This window comes from Streptomyces sp. NPDC090077, from assembly GCF_044747545.1.
Taxonomy (GTDB): domain Bacteria; phylum Actinomycetota; class Actinomycetes; order Streptomycetales; family Streptomycetaceae; genus Streptomyces.
Genome location: NZ_JBIVEG010000041.1, coordinates 1 through 15747 on the forward strand (window position 1 = coordinate 1; position 15747 = coordinate 15747).

General features: G+C 68.2%; 13 protein-coding genes. 8 read left to right on the forward strand and 5 right to left on the reverse strand.

Annotated features, from left to right (window positions below; genetic code table 11):
* Nucleotides 1-574 precede the first annotated feature (574 nt).
* The 3 genes from ACIPW5_RS36365 to ACIPW5_RS36375 all read left to right on the forward strand — a co-directional run bounded on the left by ACIPW5_RS36365 (nt 575) and on the right by ACIPW5_RS36375 (nt 5342).
* Complete coding sequence (locus ACIPW5_RS36365; RefSeq protein ID WP_401254681.1) at nt 575-1135, forward strand: hypothetical protein; 561 nt, start codon at nt 575-577, stop codon at nt 1133-1135.
* Nucleotides 1132-3792 (forward strand): Helicase associated domain protein, encoded by a 2661-nt coding sequence (locus tag ACIPW5_RS36370; protein WP_401254684.1) that lies wholly within the window; start codon nt 1132-1134, stop codon nt 3790-3792. The genes ACIPW5_RS36365 and ACIPW5_RS36370 overlap by 4 nt, the downstream gene beginning before the upstream one ends.
* Nucleotides 3793-4166: 374 nt before the next feature.
* Nucleotides 4167-5342 carry an ATP-binding protein gene (locus ACIPW5_RS36375; protein ID WP_401254687.1) on the forward strand — a complete coding sequence of 392 codons (1176 nt, stop codon included), beginning with the start codon at nt 4167-4169 and terminating at the stop codon, nt 5340-5342.
* A 197-nt stretch (nt 5343-5539) separates the two neighbouring features.
* On the opposite strand, the gene ACIPW5_RS36380 is transcribed toward ACIPW5_RS36375, so the two are convergent.
* Nucleotides 5540-5914 (reverse strand): hypothetical protein, encoded by a 375-nt coding sequence (locus tag ACIPW5_RS36380; RefSeq protein ID WP_401254690.1) that lies wholly within the window; start codon nt 5912-5914, stop codon nt 5540-5542.
* A gap of 267 nt (nt 5915-6181) precedes the next feature.
* On the opposite strand from ACIPW5_RS36380, the gene tpg reads away from it, so the two are divergent.
* Nucleotides 6182-6742 (forward strand): telomere-protecting terminal protein Tpg, encoded by a 561-nt coding sequence (gene tpg / locus ACIPW5_RS36385; protein ID WP_401254693.1) that lies wholly within the window; start codon nt 6182-6184, stop codon nt 6740-6742.
* Between the two features lie 18 nt (nt 6743-6760).
* On the opposite strand, the gene ACIPW5_RS36390 is transcribed toward tpg, so the two are convergent.
* From ACIPW5_RS36390 to ACIPW5_RS36400, 3 genes are all read right to left on the reverse strand, one after another.
* The gene (locus tag ACIPW5_RS36390) at nt 6761-7864 is read right to left on the reverse strand and encodes a hypothetical protein (protein WP_401254695.1); all 1104 of its coding nucleotides are present in this window, start codon (nt 7862-7864) and stop codon (nt 6761-6763) included.
* Nucleotides 7861-8361 carry an ATP-binding protein gene (locus ACIPW5_RS36395; protein WP_401254800.1) on the reverse strand — a complete coding sequence of 167 codons (501 nt, stop codon included), beginning with the start codon at nt 8359-8361 and terminating at the stop codon, nt 7861-7863. The genes ACIPW5_RS36390 and ACIPW5_RS36395 overlap by 4 nt, the downstream gene beginning before the upstream one ends.
* Nucleotides 8362-8610: 249 nt before the next feature.
* A complete protein-coding gene (locus ACIPW5_RS36400) occupies nt 8611-10212 on the reverse strand; it encodes a Mu transposase C-terminal domain-containing protein (protein WP_401254803.1) in 1602 nt (533 codons plus the stop codon).
* Nucleotides 10213-10565: 353 nt separating this feature from the next.
* On the opposite strand from ACIPW5_RS36400, the gene ACIPW5_RS36405 reads away from it, so the two are divergent.
* Nucleotides 10566-12035, forward strand: coding sequence for a hypothetical protein (locus ACIPW5_RS36405; RefSeq protein WP_401254698.1), 1470 nt, complete (start codon nt 10566-10568; stop codon nt 12033-12035).
* Nucleotides 12023-12439, forward strand: a complete 417-nt coding sequence (locus ACIPW5_RS36410; protein WP_401254701.1) for a hypothetical protein — start codon at nt 12023-12025, stop codon at nt 12437-12439. Before ACIPW5_RS36405 ends, ACIPW5_RS36410 begins: the two co-directional genes overlap by 13 nt.
* A gap of 408 nt (nt 12440-12847) precedes the next feature.
* Here ACIPW5_RS36410 and ACIPW5_RS36415 read toward each other — a convergent pair whose 3' ends face one another.
* Complete coding sequence (locus tag ACIPW5_RS36415) at nt 12848-13171, reverse strand: hypothetical protein (protein WP_401254704.1); 324 nt, start codon at nt 13169-13171, stop codon at nt 12848-12850.
* A 147-nt stretch (nt 13172-13318) separates the two neighbouring features.
* Here ACIPW5_RS36415 and istA point away from each other — a divergent pair, with 147 nt between their 5' ends.
* On the forward strand, nt 13319-14950 hold the full coding sequence (gene istA, locus ACIPW5_RS36420) for an IS21 family transposase (RefSeq protein WP_401254706.1): 1632 nt from the start codon (nt 13319-13321) through the stop codon (nt 14948-14950).
* A complete protein-coding gene (gene istB / locus ACIPW5_RS36425) occupies nt 14947-15735 on the forward strand; it encodes an IS21-like element helper ATPase IstB (RefSeq protein WP_401254709.1) in 789 nt (262 codons plus the stop codon). The genes istA and istB overlap by 4 nt, the downstream gene beginning before the upstream one ends.
* The last annotated feature ends 12 nt before the right edge of the window (nt 15736-15747 follow it).

Below are 15747 nucleotides of genomic sequence, written 5' to 3' on the forward strand. Positions count from 1 at the left end.
GCAGTGAGCCGCCTCGCTGCGCTCGGCGGGGCTCGGCTTCGCCGAGCCAGGGCCGGCCCTTCGGGCCGGGGTCCTTCGCTTCGCTGCGGACCTGTTCGGCTTTCGCTGCGCTCCAGCCGAACAGCCTGCTTCGCAGGCCTGAATGACTCCGTTTCACGGAGTCCGGGCCTTCGGCCCGTTGGGCGGGTTCGCTCCGCTCCCCCACCCGGATCCTTCCGGCTTCGCCTTCAGGACCAGCCCGCTCCGCGGGCGCCGGCAGCAGTGTCGTGGTGGGCTGAATACGCGCGGCCGGGGGTCAGGCCGGATTCGAACCGGCGTCATCCCCTCTTGTCGAGAAGGTCGCGTCAACCTCTGCGCTACAGCCCCCAGCCGCGGTACCCGGAGTCTATGCGACCGGGCGACAGCTTTCTCCTCCGGCGCGCACGGTCGCCGGAGGAGTGGAAGGGTGCGGGTGGAGATGTTCGCGTCTGGTCCCGCCGGACTCTGACGGCGGGCAGCTGCATCAAACTGATGCAGCATGTACCATTGGAGAAATAAGATCACACCTCCCAGGATCGTTGAGTAAGGCACACGTATGACTGTCTACGAGTATCTTCCCCATGAATTAGCTATCTTCAATGTACTGAAAAAAGCGACGGGTCTCGATCTGAACCAGGTCACGGAACACGTACAGCTCGCGCAGGAACGCGAGACCCGAGCAAGCGCGGCGCCCGAGGAACCGAAGAGCCTGAGCGAACTGCACATCGCCTACCTCCAGCACCACCAGTGGCGACGCATCGCCCACGTCATGACCGAGATGCAGATGCGCCTCTACAAGCCCGCCAAGGACCCGCGCGCGGTCCGCTACGAGGAACAGTGGCTCCGGCGCCTCGAAGAAGACCGGGCGGACGCTGAAACGTCTAACGATCAGCTCCCTGTGGAGCTGATCAGACACCGGGTCTACCGCATCACCGGCCAGCCCATCGACGAGCACGCACCAGACGGTGCCGACTTCGTCATCCACCTCATGGCCGGATCACTCAGCGAAGCCGCCCACCGAGCCTGGAACGCCTACGGGCGCCCCGAGGGTACCTACCGAACAAGCCACATCACCTCCGTCGAACAAGTCTTGCCGGAACCAGGAGAACCCCTTTGATCCCACTCCGAGAGCACCAGGTGGATCAGAAATCGAGTTTCCGGAAGTGGGTAGGATTTCCTGCAACGTCTTCCCTGCCCCCGCAAGGCGCCCGCGCCACGATCGTGTCCGCGACCGGGTCAGGGAAAACGATCACAGCCGCCGCGTGCGCGCTGGACAGCTTCCCCGGCGGCCGAATCCTCATCACCGTCCCCACCCTGGACCTCCTCGCCCAGACCGCCCAGGCGTGGCGCCTGGTAGGCCACCGGGCCTCGATGATCGCCGTCTGCTCGCTGGAGAACGACCCGGCCCTGAACGAGCTCGGGGTGCGCACCACCACGAACCCCATCCAGCTCGCCCTGTGGGCCGCGTCCGGGCCGGTGGTCGTGTTCGCCACGTACGCCTCCCTCGTGGACCGCGAGGACATCGACGCACCCGAAGGCCAGCGGAAGGTCCGCGGCCCGCTGGAGGCCGCTCTCGCGGGCGGGGAGCGGCTTTACGAGCAGCGGATGGCACCGTTCGACCTCGCCATCGTCGACGAAGCGCACGGAACCGCCGGTGACCTCGGACGGCCGTGGGCCGCGATCCACGACAACACCCGGATCCCGGCGGACTTCCGGCTGTACCTCACCGCGACCCCGCGCATCCTCGCCGCGGCCCGCCCGCAGAAGGCAGGCGGCCAAGAGGCGGAGATCGCGAGCATGGCCGACGACCCCAACGGCACGTACGGGGCGTGGCTGGCCGAGCTGGGGCTGTCGGAGGCGATCGAGCGGGGGATCCTCGCCGGGTTCGAGATCGACGTCCTAGAGATCCGCGACCCCTCACCCGTCCTGGGCGAGTCCGAGGAGGCCCGGCGGGGCCGGCGCCTGGCGCTGCTGCAGGCCGCGCTCCTCGAGCACGCCGCCGCGTACAACCTGCGCACCGTCATGACCTTCCACCAGAAGGTAGAAGAGGCCGCCGCGTTCGCGGAGAAGCTGCCGCAGACGGCGGCCGAGCTGCATGTCACCGACGCCACGGACGCCGATCTGGCGGCCGCAGGGAAGCTCCCGAAGTCGTCCATCGACGCCGAGTTCTACGAGCTGGAGGCCGGCCGCCACGTCCCGCCGGACCGGGTCTGGTCAGCATGGCTGTGCGGAGACCACCTCGTCACCGAGCGCCGCGAAGTCCTACGGCAGTTCGCCAACGGCATCGACGCCAACAACCGACGCGTACACCGGGCCTTCCTCGCCTCCGTGCGCGTCCTCGGCGAAGGCGTCGACATCACCGGCGAACGCGGCGTCGAAGCGATCTGCTTCGCCGACACCCGCGGCTCCCAAGTCGAGATAGTCCAGAACATCGGCCGCGCCCTCCGCCTCAACAAGGACGGCTCCACCAAGATCGCGCGGATCATCGTGCCCATCTTCCTGGAGCCTGGTGAGGACCCGACCGACATGGTCGCCTCCGCCAGCTTCCGCCCTCTTGTGGCGGTCCTCCAGGGCCTGCGCTCTCATGACGACCGCCTCGTCGAGCAGCTCGCTTCCCGCGCCCTGACGAGCGGCAAGCGCAAGGTTCATGTCCGGCGCGACGAGGACGGGCGGATCGTCGGGGCCGGCGGGGAGGGCGAGGACCAGGAGGACGACACCGACGCGGCGGCCGAGTCGGCGCTGCTCCACTTCTCCTCGCCCCGGGACGCGGCCACGATTGCCGCGTTCCTGCGCACCCGGGTCTACCGGCCCGAGTCCCTGGTCTGGCTGGAGGGCTACCAGGCCCTCATCCGGTGGCGGGGCGAGAACGAGATCGTCGGCCTGCACGCCGTCCCGTACGACGTCGAGACCGAGGTCGGTGTCACCAAGGCGTTCCCCCTCGGCCGGTGGGTGCACCAGCAGCGCAAAAACCTGCGCACCGGGGAACTCGAGGACCGGCGCAAGACCCTGCTGGACGCGCCGGAAGCCGGGATGGTCTGGGAGCCCGGCGAAGAGGCATGGGAGGCCAAGCTCGCCGTCCTGCGGTCGTATCGGCGGGCCACCGGTCATCTGGCGCCCCGGCAGGACGCCGTGTGGGGCGAAGACGACGCCATGGTGCCCATCGGCCAGTACATGGCCAACCTCCGCCGCAAAGGCGCCAAGAACGGACTCGGGAAGAACGAGGACACCGCCACCACCCGGGCCGCACAGCTCGCCGCGATCGACAAGGACTGGAACTGCCCCTGGCCACTCGACTGGCAACGCCACCACCGCATCCTGGCCGACCTCGTCGACGCCGACGGACAACTGCCCAACATCGCCCCCGGCGTGCTGTGGGACGGCGACGACATCGGCCGCTGGCTCCAACAGCAGAAACAGCCGACCACCTGGACCCGGCTGCTGCCCGAACAGCAGGCACGGCTGACCGCGATCGGCGTAGAACCCGCCCAAGCGCCGCCTCCCGCCCCGGCCGCCGGGCGTGGAGCGAAGGGGCCGAGCAAGGCACAGCAGGCGTTCCAGCGGGGCCTGACAGCCCTTGCCCAGTGGGTCGAGCGGGAAGGCGCGGACCGGCCGGTGCCGCGCGCCCACGGGGAGGAGATCGCGGTCGAGGGCGAGGCGGCACCGGTGATCGTGAAGCTCGGCGTATGGGTCTCCAACACCAAAACCCGACGCAACAAACTCACCACCGACCAACACACCGCCCTGCGGGAGCTTGGCGTCGACTGGGCGCGGTAGCGGTTGTGGCAGAGCTCCAGGGGCCGACCTCTCGGCGTGGTCTCTCCAGGGCAGGCGAGTCACACGCTGGGCAGGCGAGTCACACGCGGCGAAATTCGCGAGGAAAGACCCCCCGGCTCCAGCCTGGAACGCCCCCTGCACGCCTGTGGCGGGGTCTTCGTGTTGCCCTGCTCCGGGCGGCGGCACTCCAGAACGATGCTGTCGGCAAAGTCGTGGACGCGGCCACCGGCGACCTCAGCACATGTGCTCTGACCTGCACGTTTTCCTTCGGATACCTAGGATAGACGTGCACGGGCGACAGCGTAAACGCGGTGTTGTCCGCGCTTTGGTGACCTGCGCTCACCATGCTCAGGACGTCCCAGGGAGGGTGCTTCATGACCGAATCCGGCAACCCCAGTCAGCCCGTAAACGTGAACGAGTACGACGCCAGTCACATCCAGGTACTCGAGGGCCTCGAGGCGGTACGCAGGCGGCCCGGCATGTACATCGGCTCGACCGGCGAACGCGGCCTGCACCAAATGGTCTACGAGGTCGTCACGTACGCCGTCGACGAGCACCTCGCCGGCCACGCCGACACCATCGACGTCACGATCACCGCGGACGGCGGCATTCGCGTCGCGGACAACGGACGAGGCATGCCCGTCGAGGCGCAGGAACCCGCCGGCAAGTCCGCCGTCGAACGCCAACTGACGGAGCTGTCCTTCGTCCCCAAGCCCCGCACCGGCTACTGGGTGTCCGGCGGCATCAACGGCCTGGGCCTGTGCGTGGTCAACGCGCTGTCGAGCCGTCTCACGGTCGAGGTCCACCGGGACGGCCACCGTTGGACCCAGGAGTACGAGAAGGGCATCCCGATCAGTGCCTTGACGAGGCACGAAGAGAGCAGCGGACGCGGCACCGCGATTGTGTTCCTGCCGGACGCCGACATCTTCGAGACCACCTTGTGGTCGTTCGCCACGCTGTCGCAGCGCCTCCAGGAACTGGCCTTCCTCAACGGGGGCCTGGCCATCTCACTCACCGACGAGCGTCTGGAGCGACCGGTCCGCCACCACCACCTTGACGGCCTTCGCGCCTACGTCGCCCACCTCAACCCCTACCCCCCGAGTCTCGTCCACTCCCCCGCCATCGGCTTCACGTCGGAGAACGAGGAGCAGACGATCTCCGTGCAGGTCGCCATGCAGTGGAACACCTGGTCCCCGGGAGAGTTCCACTCCTTCGCGAACAGCACCCGCACTCATGAAGGCGGCGCCCACGAAGTGGGCTTCCGTACCGCGCTCACAGCTGTCGTCAACGAGCACGCGCGCCGTCAACGGCAGATATCCGCAGAGGACGAGGACATCACGGCCGAGGCCGTACACGAGGGCCTGGCCGCGGTCGTGTCCGTAAAGCTCGCCCATCCCGTCTTCGAGGGCGCCACCAGGACCAAACTCTGCAATCCCGAAGCGAACACCTACGTCCAGAAGGTCGTCCGCCAGCACCTCGGCGACTGGATGGACCACAACCCGAACCAAGCCACGGCCATCATCCGCCACATCCTCAACGCCTCCACCTGACGAGGGAAGGCGCGACGAAGGACCTTCAGCCAGGGGCAAAGGCACCTGGCGGTCACGGACGGCGACCGAATCGCTGGGGCATTGAACGCGCACGGGTGTATCGCGGGCGGCACCACCACCGCGCTCACCGGCCTCGACATCCACTGGGTCGCGGTGAACGCCGAGACGGGCAGGTGTTAATTGAATGGGGAGCTCGGCTACTCCACCTCGGCATTGGTCTTGGCGCGGTAGAGCACCGCGTAGCGGGGGCTAAACCAAGTCGCGGGCGGATGGCCGACGTGAAGTTCCGTGGTGATCTTCGAGCGCTGCTCGGGACCACCGGCGAGGAACACCGCGAGCTCGAAGACGATGTCTTCGAGATCTTCCTCTACCTCAGCGGTGTGTGCGGCGACAGCGAAGTGGAGGACGATCTCTTCCGGCCGAGGCTCGACGGCGATACCAAGAACATACGGTCCGATGAGCCCGAGCGAGGCCTGACCCGTCTGAATCAGCAGATAGTTCCGCCGCAGCAGGTCACGTTCCTCGGCCGCCGTGATCTGCGGGTTGTAGTACTGCCTGGCGGGATGATCCATCCCCGCAGCGTACCGACCCCGCCGAACAAGGTGGACACAAGGAGAAGTCCTGGCCTTCGGGTTGGCCTCAAGGCCCGCGGGCAGGACCTGGAGCGGTCGGACGTCATACCGGGCCGGGACGTCGCACGGCTTCGGACGGGACAGGCTCTTTACCGCAAGGGGTAGCGCGGCGTCAGCGGTACGCCGGATACGGCTCCGCCGGCACACGGTCGTAGGAATTGTGGACCTGCTGGGACTGGGGAGGCTGTGCCGGAGGGGGCGGGTGCGATGGTGCGGGCGATAGGTGATGGGCTGGAGCGGCTCCTGTACACGCGGCCGGTGCCGGTGACGACGGCGGATCAGCTGAAGGCGTTGCTGCGGTGGGAGCGGGGCTCCACCCGGCAGGTCGCCGCCGTCCTGGGCGTGTCCCAACGGACCGTCCAGCGCTGGGTGACCCCCAAGCCGGGAAGCCAAGGACGCCCGAGCCCCGGCCACGAGCAGAAGATCGCGGAACTCGTGCGGGCCCGCTGGCAGCCGCTGATCCGTGCGCGCCGGCGGGCCGCGGCGGAGGCCAGCGGTGCGGTCGTCCATACCCGGGCCTGGTTCGGGTTCAAGGCCGGTGGGGGCAGCTCCGACGATCCGCGGTTGCGGCGTGTCACCGGGCGCCTGAACGGGGCGGTGACACAGCAGATCTTCGCGGCCCTGGACGCGGGTGTCAGCGAGAAGCAGCACGAGCTGATCCTCGGGCATGCGCTGGGGCACCTGTACTTCCGCGAGGCCGGTCACCGTGCCCATGGTCTCCACGTCACCCTCGAGGACATCGACTTCATCGAGTTCGCTCTCCAGTGACGGGTCTGCGGCAGGCCGTCAGCGGGTGGCCGGGAGCCGGTAGTAGCCGTGGGCTTCCTGTACTTCGCACCAGTCCCACACCACCGCGTCCTGCCGGTCCACACGCTCGGCGCCGGGTGGCTGAGGCGGGCGTAGTCCGGCCGTCTCGGCCAGGCGCAGGACGGTCGGGCGCTCCCCGGGGCCGGCGAGCAGGTGGGTGGCCTGGGTCAGGTGGGCGTAGCGGGTGGCGGCGCGCAGGAAGACGATGGCCCAGGGCGGGACGGGGTGAGTGGCGCAGCCGTCGGTGAACCGGGCCTGGTCGTGGAGTGCGAGCAGGACTGGGGCGTCGTGGAAGTCGTCGCTTCGGGCGGTGGCCAGCTGCTGGAAGGAGGCTCCGGTGAACAGGGTGGCGGCCAGGGCTGCAGCCAGCTGTGGGTGGGCGGTCACGGTGTGGATCCGGCGGGCGGCTTCCTCGGCTTGGGCGGGGGTGAGAGGGGTGGGGGCGGGCCGGTGTTTCCAGTCGATCAGGTCAGGGTTGCAGGGGCCCGTGCACGGGCTGGGGCTGTCGTAGGAGACGAGCCGGTCCAGGGGAGACAACGTGAGCCAGCGTCCCGGCTCCACACCGGTCCCAACCGTGACAGCGGCAGCAGGCCCGGCACCGGTTGGGGGTGCGGGGACGTCGCCGTAGAGGGCGCGGGCCGCGGTCAGGATGGTGGTGCGGGTATGGGACAGGCCAGCGAGAGTGCGGTCCAGGGCGGCGGTCAGGCGGGGGCGGTGGACGACGAGGGGGAGATGGATGCCGGTCTGCCGCCACAGGGCCAGGAGGCGTTGGAGCCGGCGGTCGTCGAGCAGGTGAGCGCGCAAGACGGTCAGGCGGGTCACGGCCCGGGCCGACGTCCACGCCGAGGCCGCCTTCCACAACGGCGGGCGGCCGTGCGGGAAACGGCCCGGGAGGTGGGCGGGCTTGCCCAGCGCGAAGAGCAGGTCCCCGGCCAGAGCGGTGTCGCTGGTCGTGCCCGGCGCGGGATGCAGGGTGATGCGGCCGGCGTGCGGGGCATGGGCGGCCAGCGCGCTGTGGGTGAACGCGGCGTCGTCACCGGCGTCGAGGACGACGGCCAGGCGGAGCGTAGAGGGCGGGGTCATGCGAGGCGGCTGAAGGCCCAGCGCAGCAGGTCGCGGTCCGGGCGCGGGCGCGGGCGGTCCATGCGCTCCATTGCGGTCCGCACATGGGCTGTCAGCTGCGCCCAGGCGCGGAAGTTTCCGTGGGCGGCCTGTTCGTCGGCGAAGGTGATGTCGGCCGGGTCGGCGTCCTCCCAGACGGGGTGGAAGAGCGGGACGACGTCGAGGACCTCTGCGGGGGTGAGACGGGTGAACTGCTGCCAGATGAAGATCCGGGAGGAGAGCATCGGCTCGCGGCGCAGCACGGTGTGGGCGCCGGCACCGCCGACGAAGACGATCGCGATCTGAGTAGCCGGCTCGTCCCACAGGTAGCGGAAGTACTCGAACGCCTCCCCGTTGAGCCACTGCGCCTCGTCCACGAGGAAGGTGCGGGGCCGCTCGGACAGGGCCGTCTTCAGCAGGCGATCGAACTCGGAGGGGTGGCGGGGCGGCTCCCCGGGCAGGCGGAGCGTCTCGAACAGTTCGTAGCGGACCGCGCGGGCGGTGGGGGGCCCGGAAGGTGACCCGGCAGACCTCCTCGCCGCGGGATGCCTCCAGCTCGTGCAGGCAGGTGTTGACCGCCAGGGTCTTGCCGAAGCCGGCGTTGCCGTGGATGCACATCATCGCCCGCGCGGCGACCGTGTCGGCGATGTTCTCCCGCGCGGTCAGCAGTGCCTTCGTGGTCACGATGGAGGCGTCGGGCAAGTCGACGTACTGGTAGGTGGGCGCGGTCACCGCACACCACCGCCCGCAGCGCCGCCTCCGTCACCGGTGACACCGGCCTGCGGTCCGCCGCCGGGCTCGTCGTCATCTGGCACGGGTGACGTCTGCGGCCGGGTACGGGCCGCGAGGGAGGCCGGGGTACGCCAGTCAGACGGAGGCGCCGCCGGCGGGATCAGGTCCGGCAGCGCCAGCCTCGACAGATCCGCCCGATCAGCCACCGCCAACTCGGCAGCAGCCTCCATCGTGGACACCGCGTCCAGCCGCTCCGGCTTCCCCGGCCGCGTCACCGCGGCATAGCGCTTGCACTGGGCTGCGGCGAGGTCCTTGCGCAGACGCCGGCTGCGCGCGGCCCGCGCGGTGCGCACCGCAGTGATCTGTTCCGGGCTCGCCTCGTCCGCAACGGTCGCAGGTCCCAGGTAGCGGCCGGTCTCGGCGTCGAAGACCTCGATCCGGTGATCGTGGTGCGGCATGAACCGCACCCTGACCCTCGTACCGGCCAGGCCCGTCATCCACGGCCCCACATAGTCCCGCCGACGGAACCGGACACCGCGGGTGGAGACCACCCGCACACGGCCGTCGTCCTCCAGCGTGAACGTCCACAACTCCTCCGGGCTGACCTCCCGTACCGGAGTCGGGTCCGCCTCCCAGGTCTGAAGCGGCGACTTCCCGCCCAGCGGACCCGGCTGGTGGACGGTGTTCCACCACTCCACCCAGCCCAGCAGCCGGGCGGTGAAGTCCTCGAAGCCGAGCAGCCCCTCGTCCTTCGGCCGCCCAGGGCGGCGGCCCGGGCGCGGCTGGGGTACGTAGCCGGGCAACGCGGCGAGGAACATCACCTCCACCGCACGGTTCAGGCCCTCGACCGTGCCCTTCAGGTGCGGGGTGTAGCCAGGCAGGTCCTCCACCTCGACCACCAGCGCCCCGAACGCCGCCGCGACCGTCCTCGACAAGAAATCCTTACCCCGGTCGACACGGACCTTCTCCAGCAGCCCTCCCTGCGGCCCGAACGGGTCCACGCGCAGCACCGCCGCGCGGATCGCGGCCAGCACCGACTCCCGCGACGGATACCCGGGCGTGACCGCGACCCCCATCACCGTGTTCGTCGCGCAGTCCACGAACCACGTCACCCACGGACGACGGACCGTGCCCTCAACCTCGACCAGGACCGGGACCTGAACGTGATCGGCCTCCCACACCTGATTCCGCCAGCCCCGAGGCCGGGCCAGGAACACATCATGCTTCCGGGCTGCACGCTCACCACCAGCAAGCCCCGCCCGCTCCCCCACAGACAGATCCCGCCGGATCGCACGACGCAACGTCGTCAACGACGGGGCGGTACCGGGAGGCGCCTGCCGGCCAGCGCGCTCGGCCAGCTCACGCTGTACCGCAGCGACGTTCCCGCCCCACAACGCCAGCAACGCACGCACCTCGTCCGTCACGACGAACCGGTCCGCCCGCGCCAGCCGGACACCCGGGACCATCCCGGGAGTGGGACCGGACGCAGCGAGCCACCGCCACACCGTCCGCTCCGACACCCCCAGCGCCCCTGCGGCCACCCGCACATGGCCTGCCGTCAGCCGACCCGCTGCCCGCAACTCCGGCAGCCGGTCCACCGCCGCGCCACGCATCTGAACCTGCGCGGCCTCAGGCAGCGCGCTCCGCTCCCCCACCACCACACACCCCTACGCCCGGGAAGACCGCCACAGACCCCTAGCCTCCCGGCTTCCACATCCGCCATGGATCAGAAGCACCGTTTCCGTGGCAGTGGAGACCGTGCTGGTGTACCGCCCCATGGCAGCGGCAACCACCCCAAGCACCGCTTCCATGTCAGCAACCGACGCGGCTCCTGGTCATACGACCAGCGCGAACGCCCTTGACTGACGGACCGTCACTGCCAATCCCTCACTGACACCAAACCGGCGCATCGCAGATCAGCGATTTCTGGCAGACCCGCCAGTACCAGGTCATGGGTGATGACCTCCGTCTCTACATCACTCAACTGACCTCCACGGGCGGGCCCGTCATGAAGGATGCAGGCCGGGCAGCGCTGAACTCTGGAAAGGTCGAAACTTACAGGGAGTTCCTCAACACCGGTCAGTATCTCTCCCGGTCCGAGGACGAACGCGTCCGAGCCACTCAGCTCATCAGTGTCGGTGGCCCGGAAGTAAAGGCGGCTGCACGCATCGCTCTCGAGGGTCCGACCGACCTTCTGCACAACTTCATTCAGACCGAGCAGTACAAGGCACAGCAGAAGGACGAGCTGGCGGCCACCCATGTCGCACAGGTTGCGCAGCGAATTTCGGAAGCTGCGCGCGTTGCTGCGGCGGCTCAGAAAAGCGCGGCCGAGGCGAACGCAGCAGCAGCCACGGAACGTGCGGCAGCTGCAGAAGCGGGTCAGTACGCCCAGCAGGCCCGGGATTCGGCTGCGGAGGCTGATACTCACGCTAAACAGGCAGCGCAGTCCGCAAAGGAAGCCGAATCCTCTGCCGCAGCTGCTGCAGCATCCGCGAGAACCGCCCGTCAGGCTGAAGGGAATGCCCAGCGTGCGGCAGTGCGAGCAGTAAATTCCGCCGCAGACGCACAACGGTCTGCGAACTGGGCTCGTAGTTCGGCCGACACAGCCTGGGGCTCCGCCAATCAGGCACGGTCAGCAGCCACTGCGGCAGGAAAAGATGCAGATGCGGCAGAAAAGGCCAGAGTCGACACCCTTGCGACCGTCATTCTCAAGCAGCGCGAAGAGGAAGCACAGCGTCGACAGGTCCTTGATGCATGGGATCAGGACTACGGTCCCGATGAACGCATCAACAGCGATGACGGAGGTATCTGGGGATGGGTACCCGACTGGTTGAAGGACGGCGCCAATACCGTAGCCAACTACGGTCAGGCGATCTTGACCAACTCCGACGTGTGGCTCGGCGGGTTTGAATCAGCACTTGGTGTTGTGATGATGGCCGGGGGTGCGGGCGGCGATATCGGCGGTGGTGCTATATGCCTGACGGGCATTGGATGTCTGGCGGGAGCTCCAGCCATTGCCCTCTCAACTGGCCTCATTGTTGGTGGCGCCTATACCGCAGCCGATGGCGTCGGACGCTTCAATAACGGCCTCGGCACAGCTCTTCGCGAGGCAGAGAGTACTCCTACAGGCAAAGCAGATGAATGGCTGAGCCAGGCTTCGCGCGATAAGGTGCCTGATTCCCTCAAGCAATACGAGGCCCGAAACCGGAAGGGCGTAGGGGTTCGATGGAATGACCGAAAGGGAAACGGAGTACGTATCGACAAGGTCGAGGCAAGCAATTCGCAGGAATACCAGCAGGTGGATCACGTCGTGATCAACTCCGGTGGTAAAGTAATCGGCAGGGATGGAAAGCCCATCACTGGATCGATCAGGGAAGACGCCAAAAATGCTCACATTCCACTCGAAGAGTGGATCAAGTAGAAGTCTTGGAATCATCCGTGAAACGAAATCCTGAGAATGTAAGCTTGCCTGACATGAGGGCAGAAGTAGTGGGAGCGGTTCGCGCTCTCTCGGATCCCGAGCATCAGAGGCTAGTGTGGATTGAGCGCAAGTTTCCCAGTACGGAGTACTTCGAGGACTTCACCATCAATGTGAATATCCTCGATGACGCTGCCGTTCTCGACCATCCGCATACGACCATCGGCTACACGCTCGCATCGGAAGAAGAAGCCGAGGCCATGAGCCGGTTGGCAGAATGCCTCGATGCCGTTCTGCGCACCACTGGCGAAGGGGCGACTGATCAGCAAATCATTGCCGATCCCCTGTGGGTGGGCGTGGTAGATGCAGCACGATCTGCCCTGCACCTCCTAACTCGTCACGGGTAGTGGGGTGTCGGTGGCGCGCGCGGCTCGCCCGGGCCAACGCCACCAGGACGGCACCCCCACGCCCCGGCCGGCCCTCTCGGAGCCGACCGGGGCACCGGCTTGTGCAGCGCGGGTGCCCGCCCCGGACGCGGCGGAGCCCCGCCGCGTCCCCCCCCTCCGGCGCCCACGCCGACACCACGGCCTCAACCGCCTCGATGTCGAACGCTTTGGCCACCCCGGCCCCCAGCCGGAGGCCGACCCACGGCCGACCGCGCGGGACAGGCTCCCCCAAGTGCCCGGTCGGCTCGGGGCATCCCAAGCTCCGCAGCTCACCGGAAGCAAGCACCCCGTCTCCGCGCACAGGAACCATCGCGGCTGCCGCAGCAGAGCCGGGCCCACCCCGGGGTGCGGGCCCGGTTCCCGGCATCCCTAGACCGCGCGCCCCGAAGCCGCACGGCGGGCGCCCTGGCGCTGTGTGCAGTGGTGGGCGGGCAGCGTCTCCAGGTTCTCGCAGCGGACGGTGGTCCCGCAGTCCGCGCAGTCCGCCTCGCCCGTCACCAGCCACCGCCGGTACCAGGCCTGCCGCTGCTCAAGCTGCTGCTCCGCTGGCGCCGTCGGGTCAGGGACCTCCACCAGGTGTGCGCCCAGCGCGATCGCCTCCCGGAAGACCTCCGGAAGCCCGTAGGCATCCGCGAACCCACGGCATACCGCCTCCCCGGTACCGGGCGGGACTTGGGGGCCGTAGGTGGCCATGACGGTTTGAGTCGGCCCCAGTCGGGCGGCCTGAAGCGGCCCCGGTGAGGGTCGCATTGGGGGTACGTGGGGGTTGTGACGGGGTGAAGTGGCTCCGCCCAGAAGCTTGCGGTGGGACGATTCAGCTGTTGCTGGGTTGGGGGATCCGTGTCCTTAACCAAGGAAGAGATCTATCACCGGATCCGTCACGACTCGTGGCGGGAGGGGCTGTCGGTCCGGGCTCTGTCGCGGAAGTACGGGGTCCATCGGCGGCTGGTACGGGAAGCGTTAGCGTCGCCGGTTCCAAGGCCGCGGCGGCCGCCGGTACGCAGATCGCCCCGGCTGGACCCCTTGAAGAAGACCATCGACGACTGGCTGAGGTCGGATCTTGAGGCGCCGCGCAAGCAGCGGCACACCGTCCGGCGGATCGTGTCCCGGCTGGAGGAGGAGCTTGGGGCAGAGGTCCCGTACTCGACTGTCCGCGACTACGTCTCGGCTCGGCGGCCGCAGATCGCCGCTGAGGCCGGCGCCCCGGCCGACGGGTTCATCGTCTGGCACAACCGGCCCGGCGCGGATGCCGAGGTCGACTTCGGTGAGGTGTGGGTGAACCTGGCCGGCACACTGACCAGGTGCTATCTGTTCGCCTTGCGGCTGGCCTACTCGGGCAAAGCCGTCCACCGGATATCCGCCTCCTGCGGTCAGCAGGCATTCCTTGAAGGCCACGTCCACGCGTTCTCCGTGCTTGGGGGGATTCCCGCAGGTCAGGTCCGGTTCGACAACCTGACGCCCGCGGTCACCAAGGTGGTCTTCCGAAGCCGCTCCAGGGAGGAGAATCCGCGGTGGACCGCGTTTCACCAGCACTACGGCTTCCTCCCCTTCTACTGCGAGCCGGGATTGCGCGGCGCCCACGAGAAGGGCGGAGTCGAGGGCCAGGTCGGCTACTTCCGCCGCAACTACCTCACTCCGGTGCCGCAGGCCGACAGCCTGGAGGAGCTCAATACCTGGCTGCTGGGCTTCGAGAGGAAGGAAGACGCACGCAGGATCGGGCTGCGGATCCGCACCATCGGCCAGGACTTCACCCACGAGGCTGGCCTGCTGATGCCGCTGCCCGATGAGGGATTCGAGACCGGACTGACCCTCACGCCGAGGGTCGACCGCTACTCGATGATCACGGTGAAGATGTGCCGGTACTCGGTCCCGGCCCGGTTCATCGGGCACAAGATCCGGGTAGTCCTGCGGTCCACCGAGCTGATCGCCTACGACGGCCGCACCGAGATCGTCCGCCATCCCCGGCTGACCGGTCGGGGCGAGGACCGCATCGTCCTCGACCACTACCTCGAAGTCCTCCTGCGCAAGCCGGGCGCCTTCGCCGGCTCCGAAGCTCTCGACCAGGCCCGTGCCAACGGCTCCTTCACCAGCACCCACGAAGCACTCTGGGCTGCGGCGAAGACCGCCCTCGGTGACATTGAGGGCACGAAAGCACTGGTCAAAGTCCTGCTGCTGCACCGGCACCTCCAGCATGCCGATGTAATCGCCGGCATCCGCTCCGCCCTGGCCGTCGGCTCCTTCACCCACGACGTCGTCGCCCTCGAAGCACGCAAGGTCGCCGAGGCCGGCGGCAGGTCCCCGACCGTCACCGCCAACACCCCTTCCCCCGAGCCTGCGGCCCCCGCTCCGGATTCACAGGTCACCAGCCTGACCGTGCGGCGGGTCGCCCAGCTGCCCGCTGACAACCGACCGCCACCAGCCCTGGACGCCTGGGACCACCTGCTGCGTGTTCCCCGGAAGGAGCCGTCATGACCCACCCGCCCCACAACCTGACCGAGACTGCCTCCGATGCTGCCATCGACACCGCCTGCCGGGTCCTTCGGCTGCCCACCATGCGGGCTCAGTTCCCCGACATCGTGGGCCGGGCGGAACGCGAACAGCTCTCCTACCGCGGGTTCCTCGCCGAGCGGCTGATGGCCGAATGTGAAGACCGCGACCGACGCCGGTCCGAACGCAGGATCCGGGCAGCCGGATTCTCCCGGCAGAAGTGGCTCTCCGACTTCGACTACCGCGCCAACCCCAACATCAACCCCGCATTGATCAACAACCTCGCCACCTGCGAGTGGATCCGCAAGGGTGAGCCCCTCTGCCTGATCGGCGACTCCGGCACCGGCAAGTCTCACCTGCTGATCGGCCTGGGCACGGCCGCTGCCATGGCCGGCTACCGAGTCCGATACGCGTTGGCGGCCAAGCTCGTCAACGAACTCGTGGAGGCCGCCGACGACAAACAGCTGACCAAAACCATCGCCCGCTACGGGCGTGTCGATCTTTTGTGCATCGATGAGCTGGGATATCTCGAACTCGACCGGCGGGGCGCCGAAATACTCTTCCAGGTTTTGACCGAGAGGGAGGAAAAGAACAGTGTGGCCATCGCCTCGAACGAATCGTTCGGAGGCTGGACCAAGACCTTCACCGACCCCCGGCTCTGCGCGGCCATCGTCGACCGCCTCACCTTCAACGGTGCGATCATCGAGACCGGCACCGAGTCCTACCGCCTCGCCCATACCAAGGCCCAGCAGCAGCTCAAGGCGGTCTGAACCGGGTCCGCT

Excerpts from the sequence above, each read along its gene's own strand:
- tpg (WP_401254693.1), top strand. The coding sequence starts at position 6,182 with ATGGTGCGGGCGATAGGTGATGGGCTGGAGCGGCTCCTGTACACGCGG.
- istB (WP_401254709.1), top strand. The coding sequence starts at position 14,947 with ATGACCCACCCGCCCCACAACCTGACCGAGACTGCCTCCGATGCTGCC.
- ACIPW5_RS36365 (WP_401254681.1), top strand. The coding sequence starts at position 575 with ATGACTGTCTACGAGTATCTTCCCCATGAATTAGCTATCTTCAATGTA.
- ACIPW5_RS36405 (WP_401254698.1), top strand. The coding sequence starts at position 10,566 with ATGGGTGATGACCTCCGTCTCTACATCACTCAACTGACCTCCACGGGC.
- ACIPW5_RS36415 (WP_401254704.1), bottom strand. The coding sequence starts at position 13,171 with ATGGCCACCTACGGCCCCCAAGTCCCGCCCGGTACCGGGGAGGCGGTA.
- ACIPW5_RS36375 (WP_401254687.1), top strand. The coding sequence starts at position 4,167 with ATGACCGAATCCGGCAACCCCAGTCAGCCCGTAAACGTGAACGAGTAC.
- ACIPW5_RS36380 (WP_401254690.1), bottom strand. The coding sequence starts at position 5,914 with ATGGATCATCCCGCCAGGCAGTACTACAACCCGCAGATCACGGCGGCC.
- ACIPW5_RS36390 (WP_401254695.1), bottom strand. The coding sequence starts at position 7,864 with ATGACCCCGCCCTCTACGCTCCGCCTGGCCGTCGTCCTCGACGCCGGT.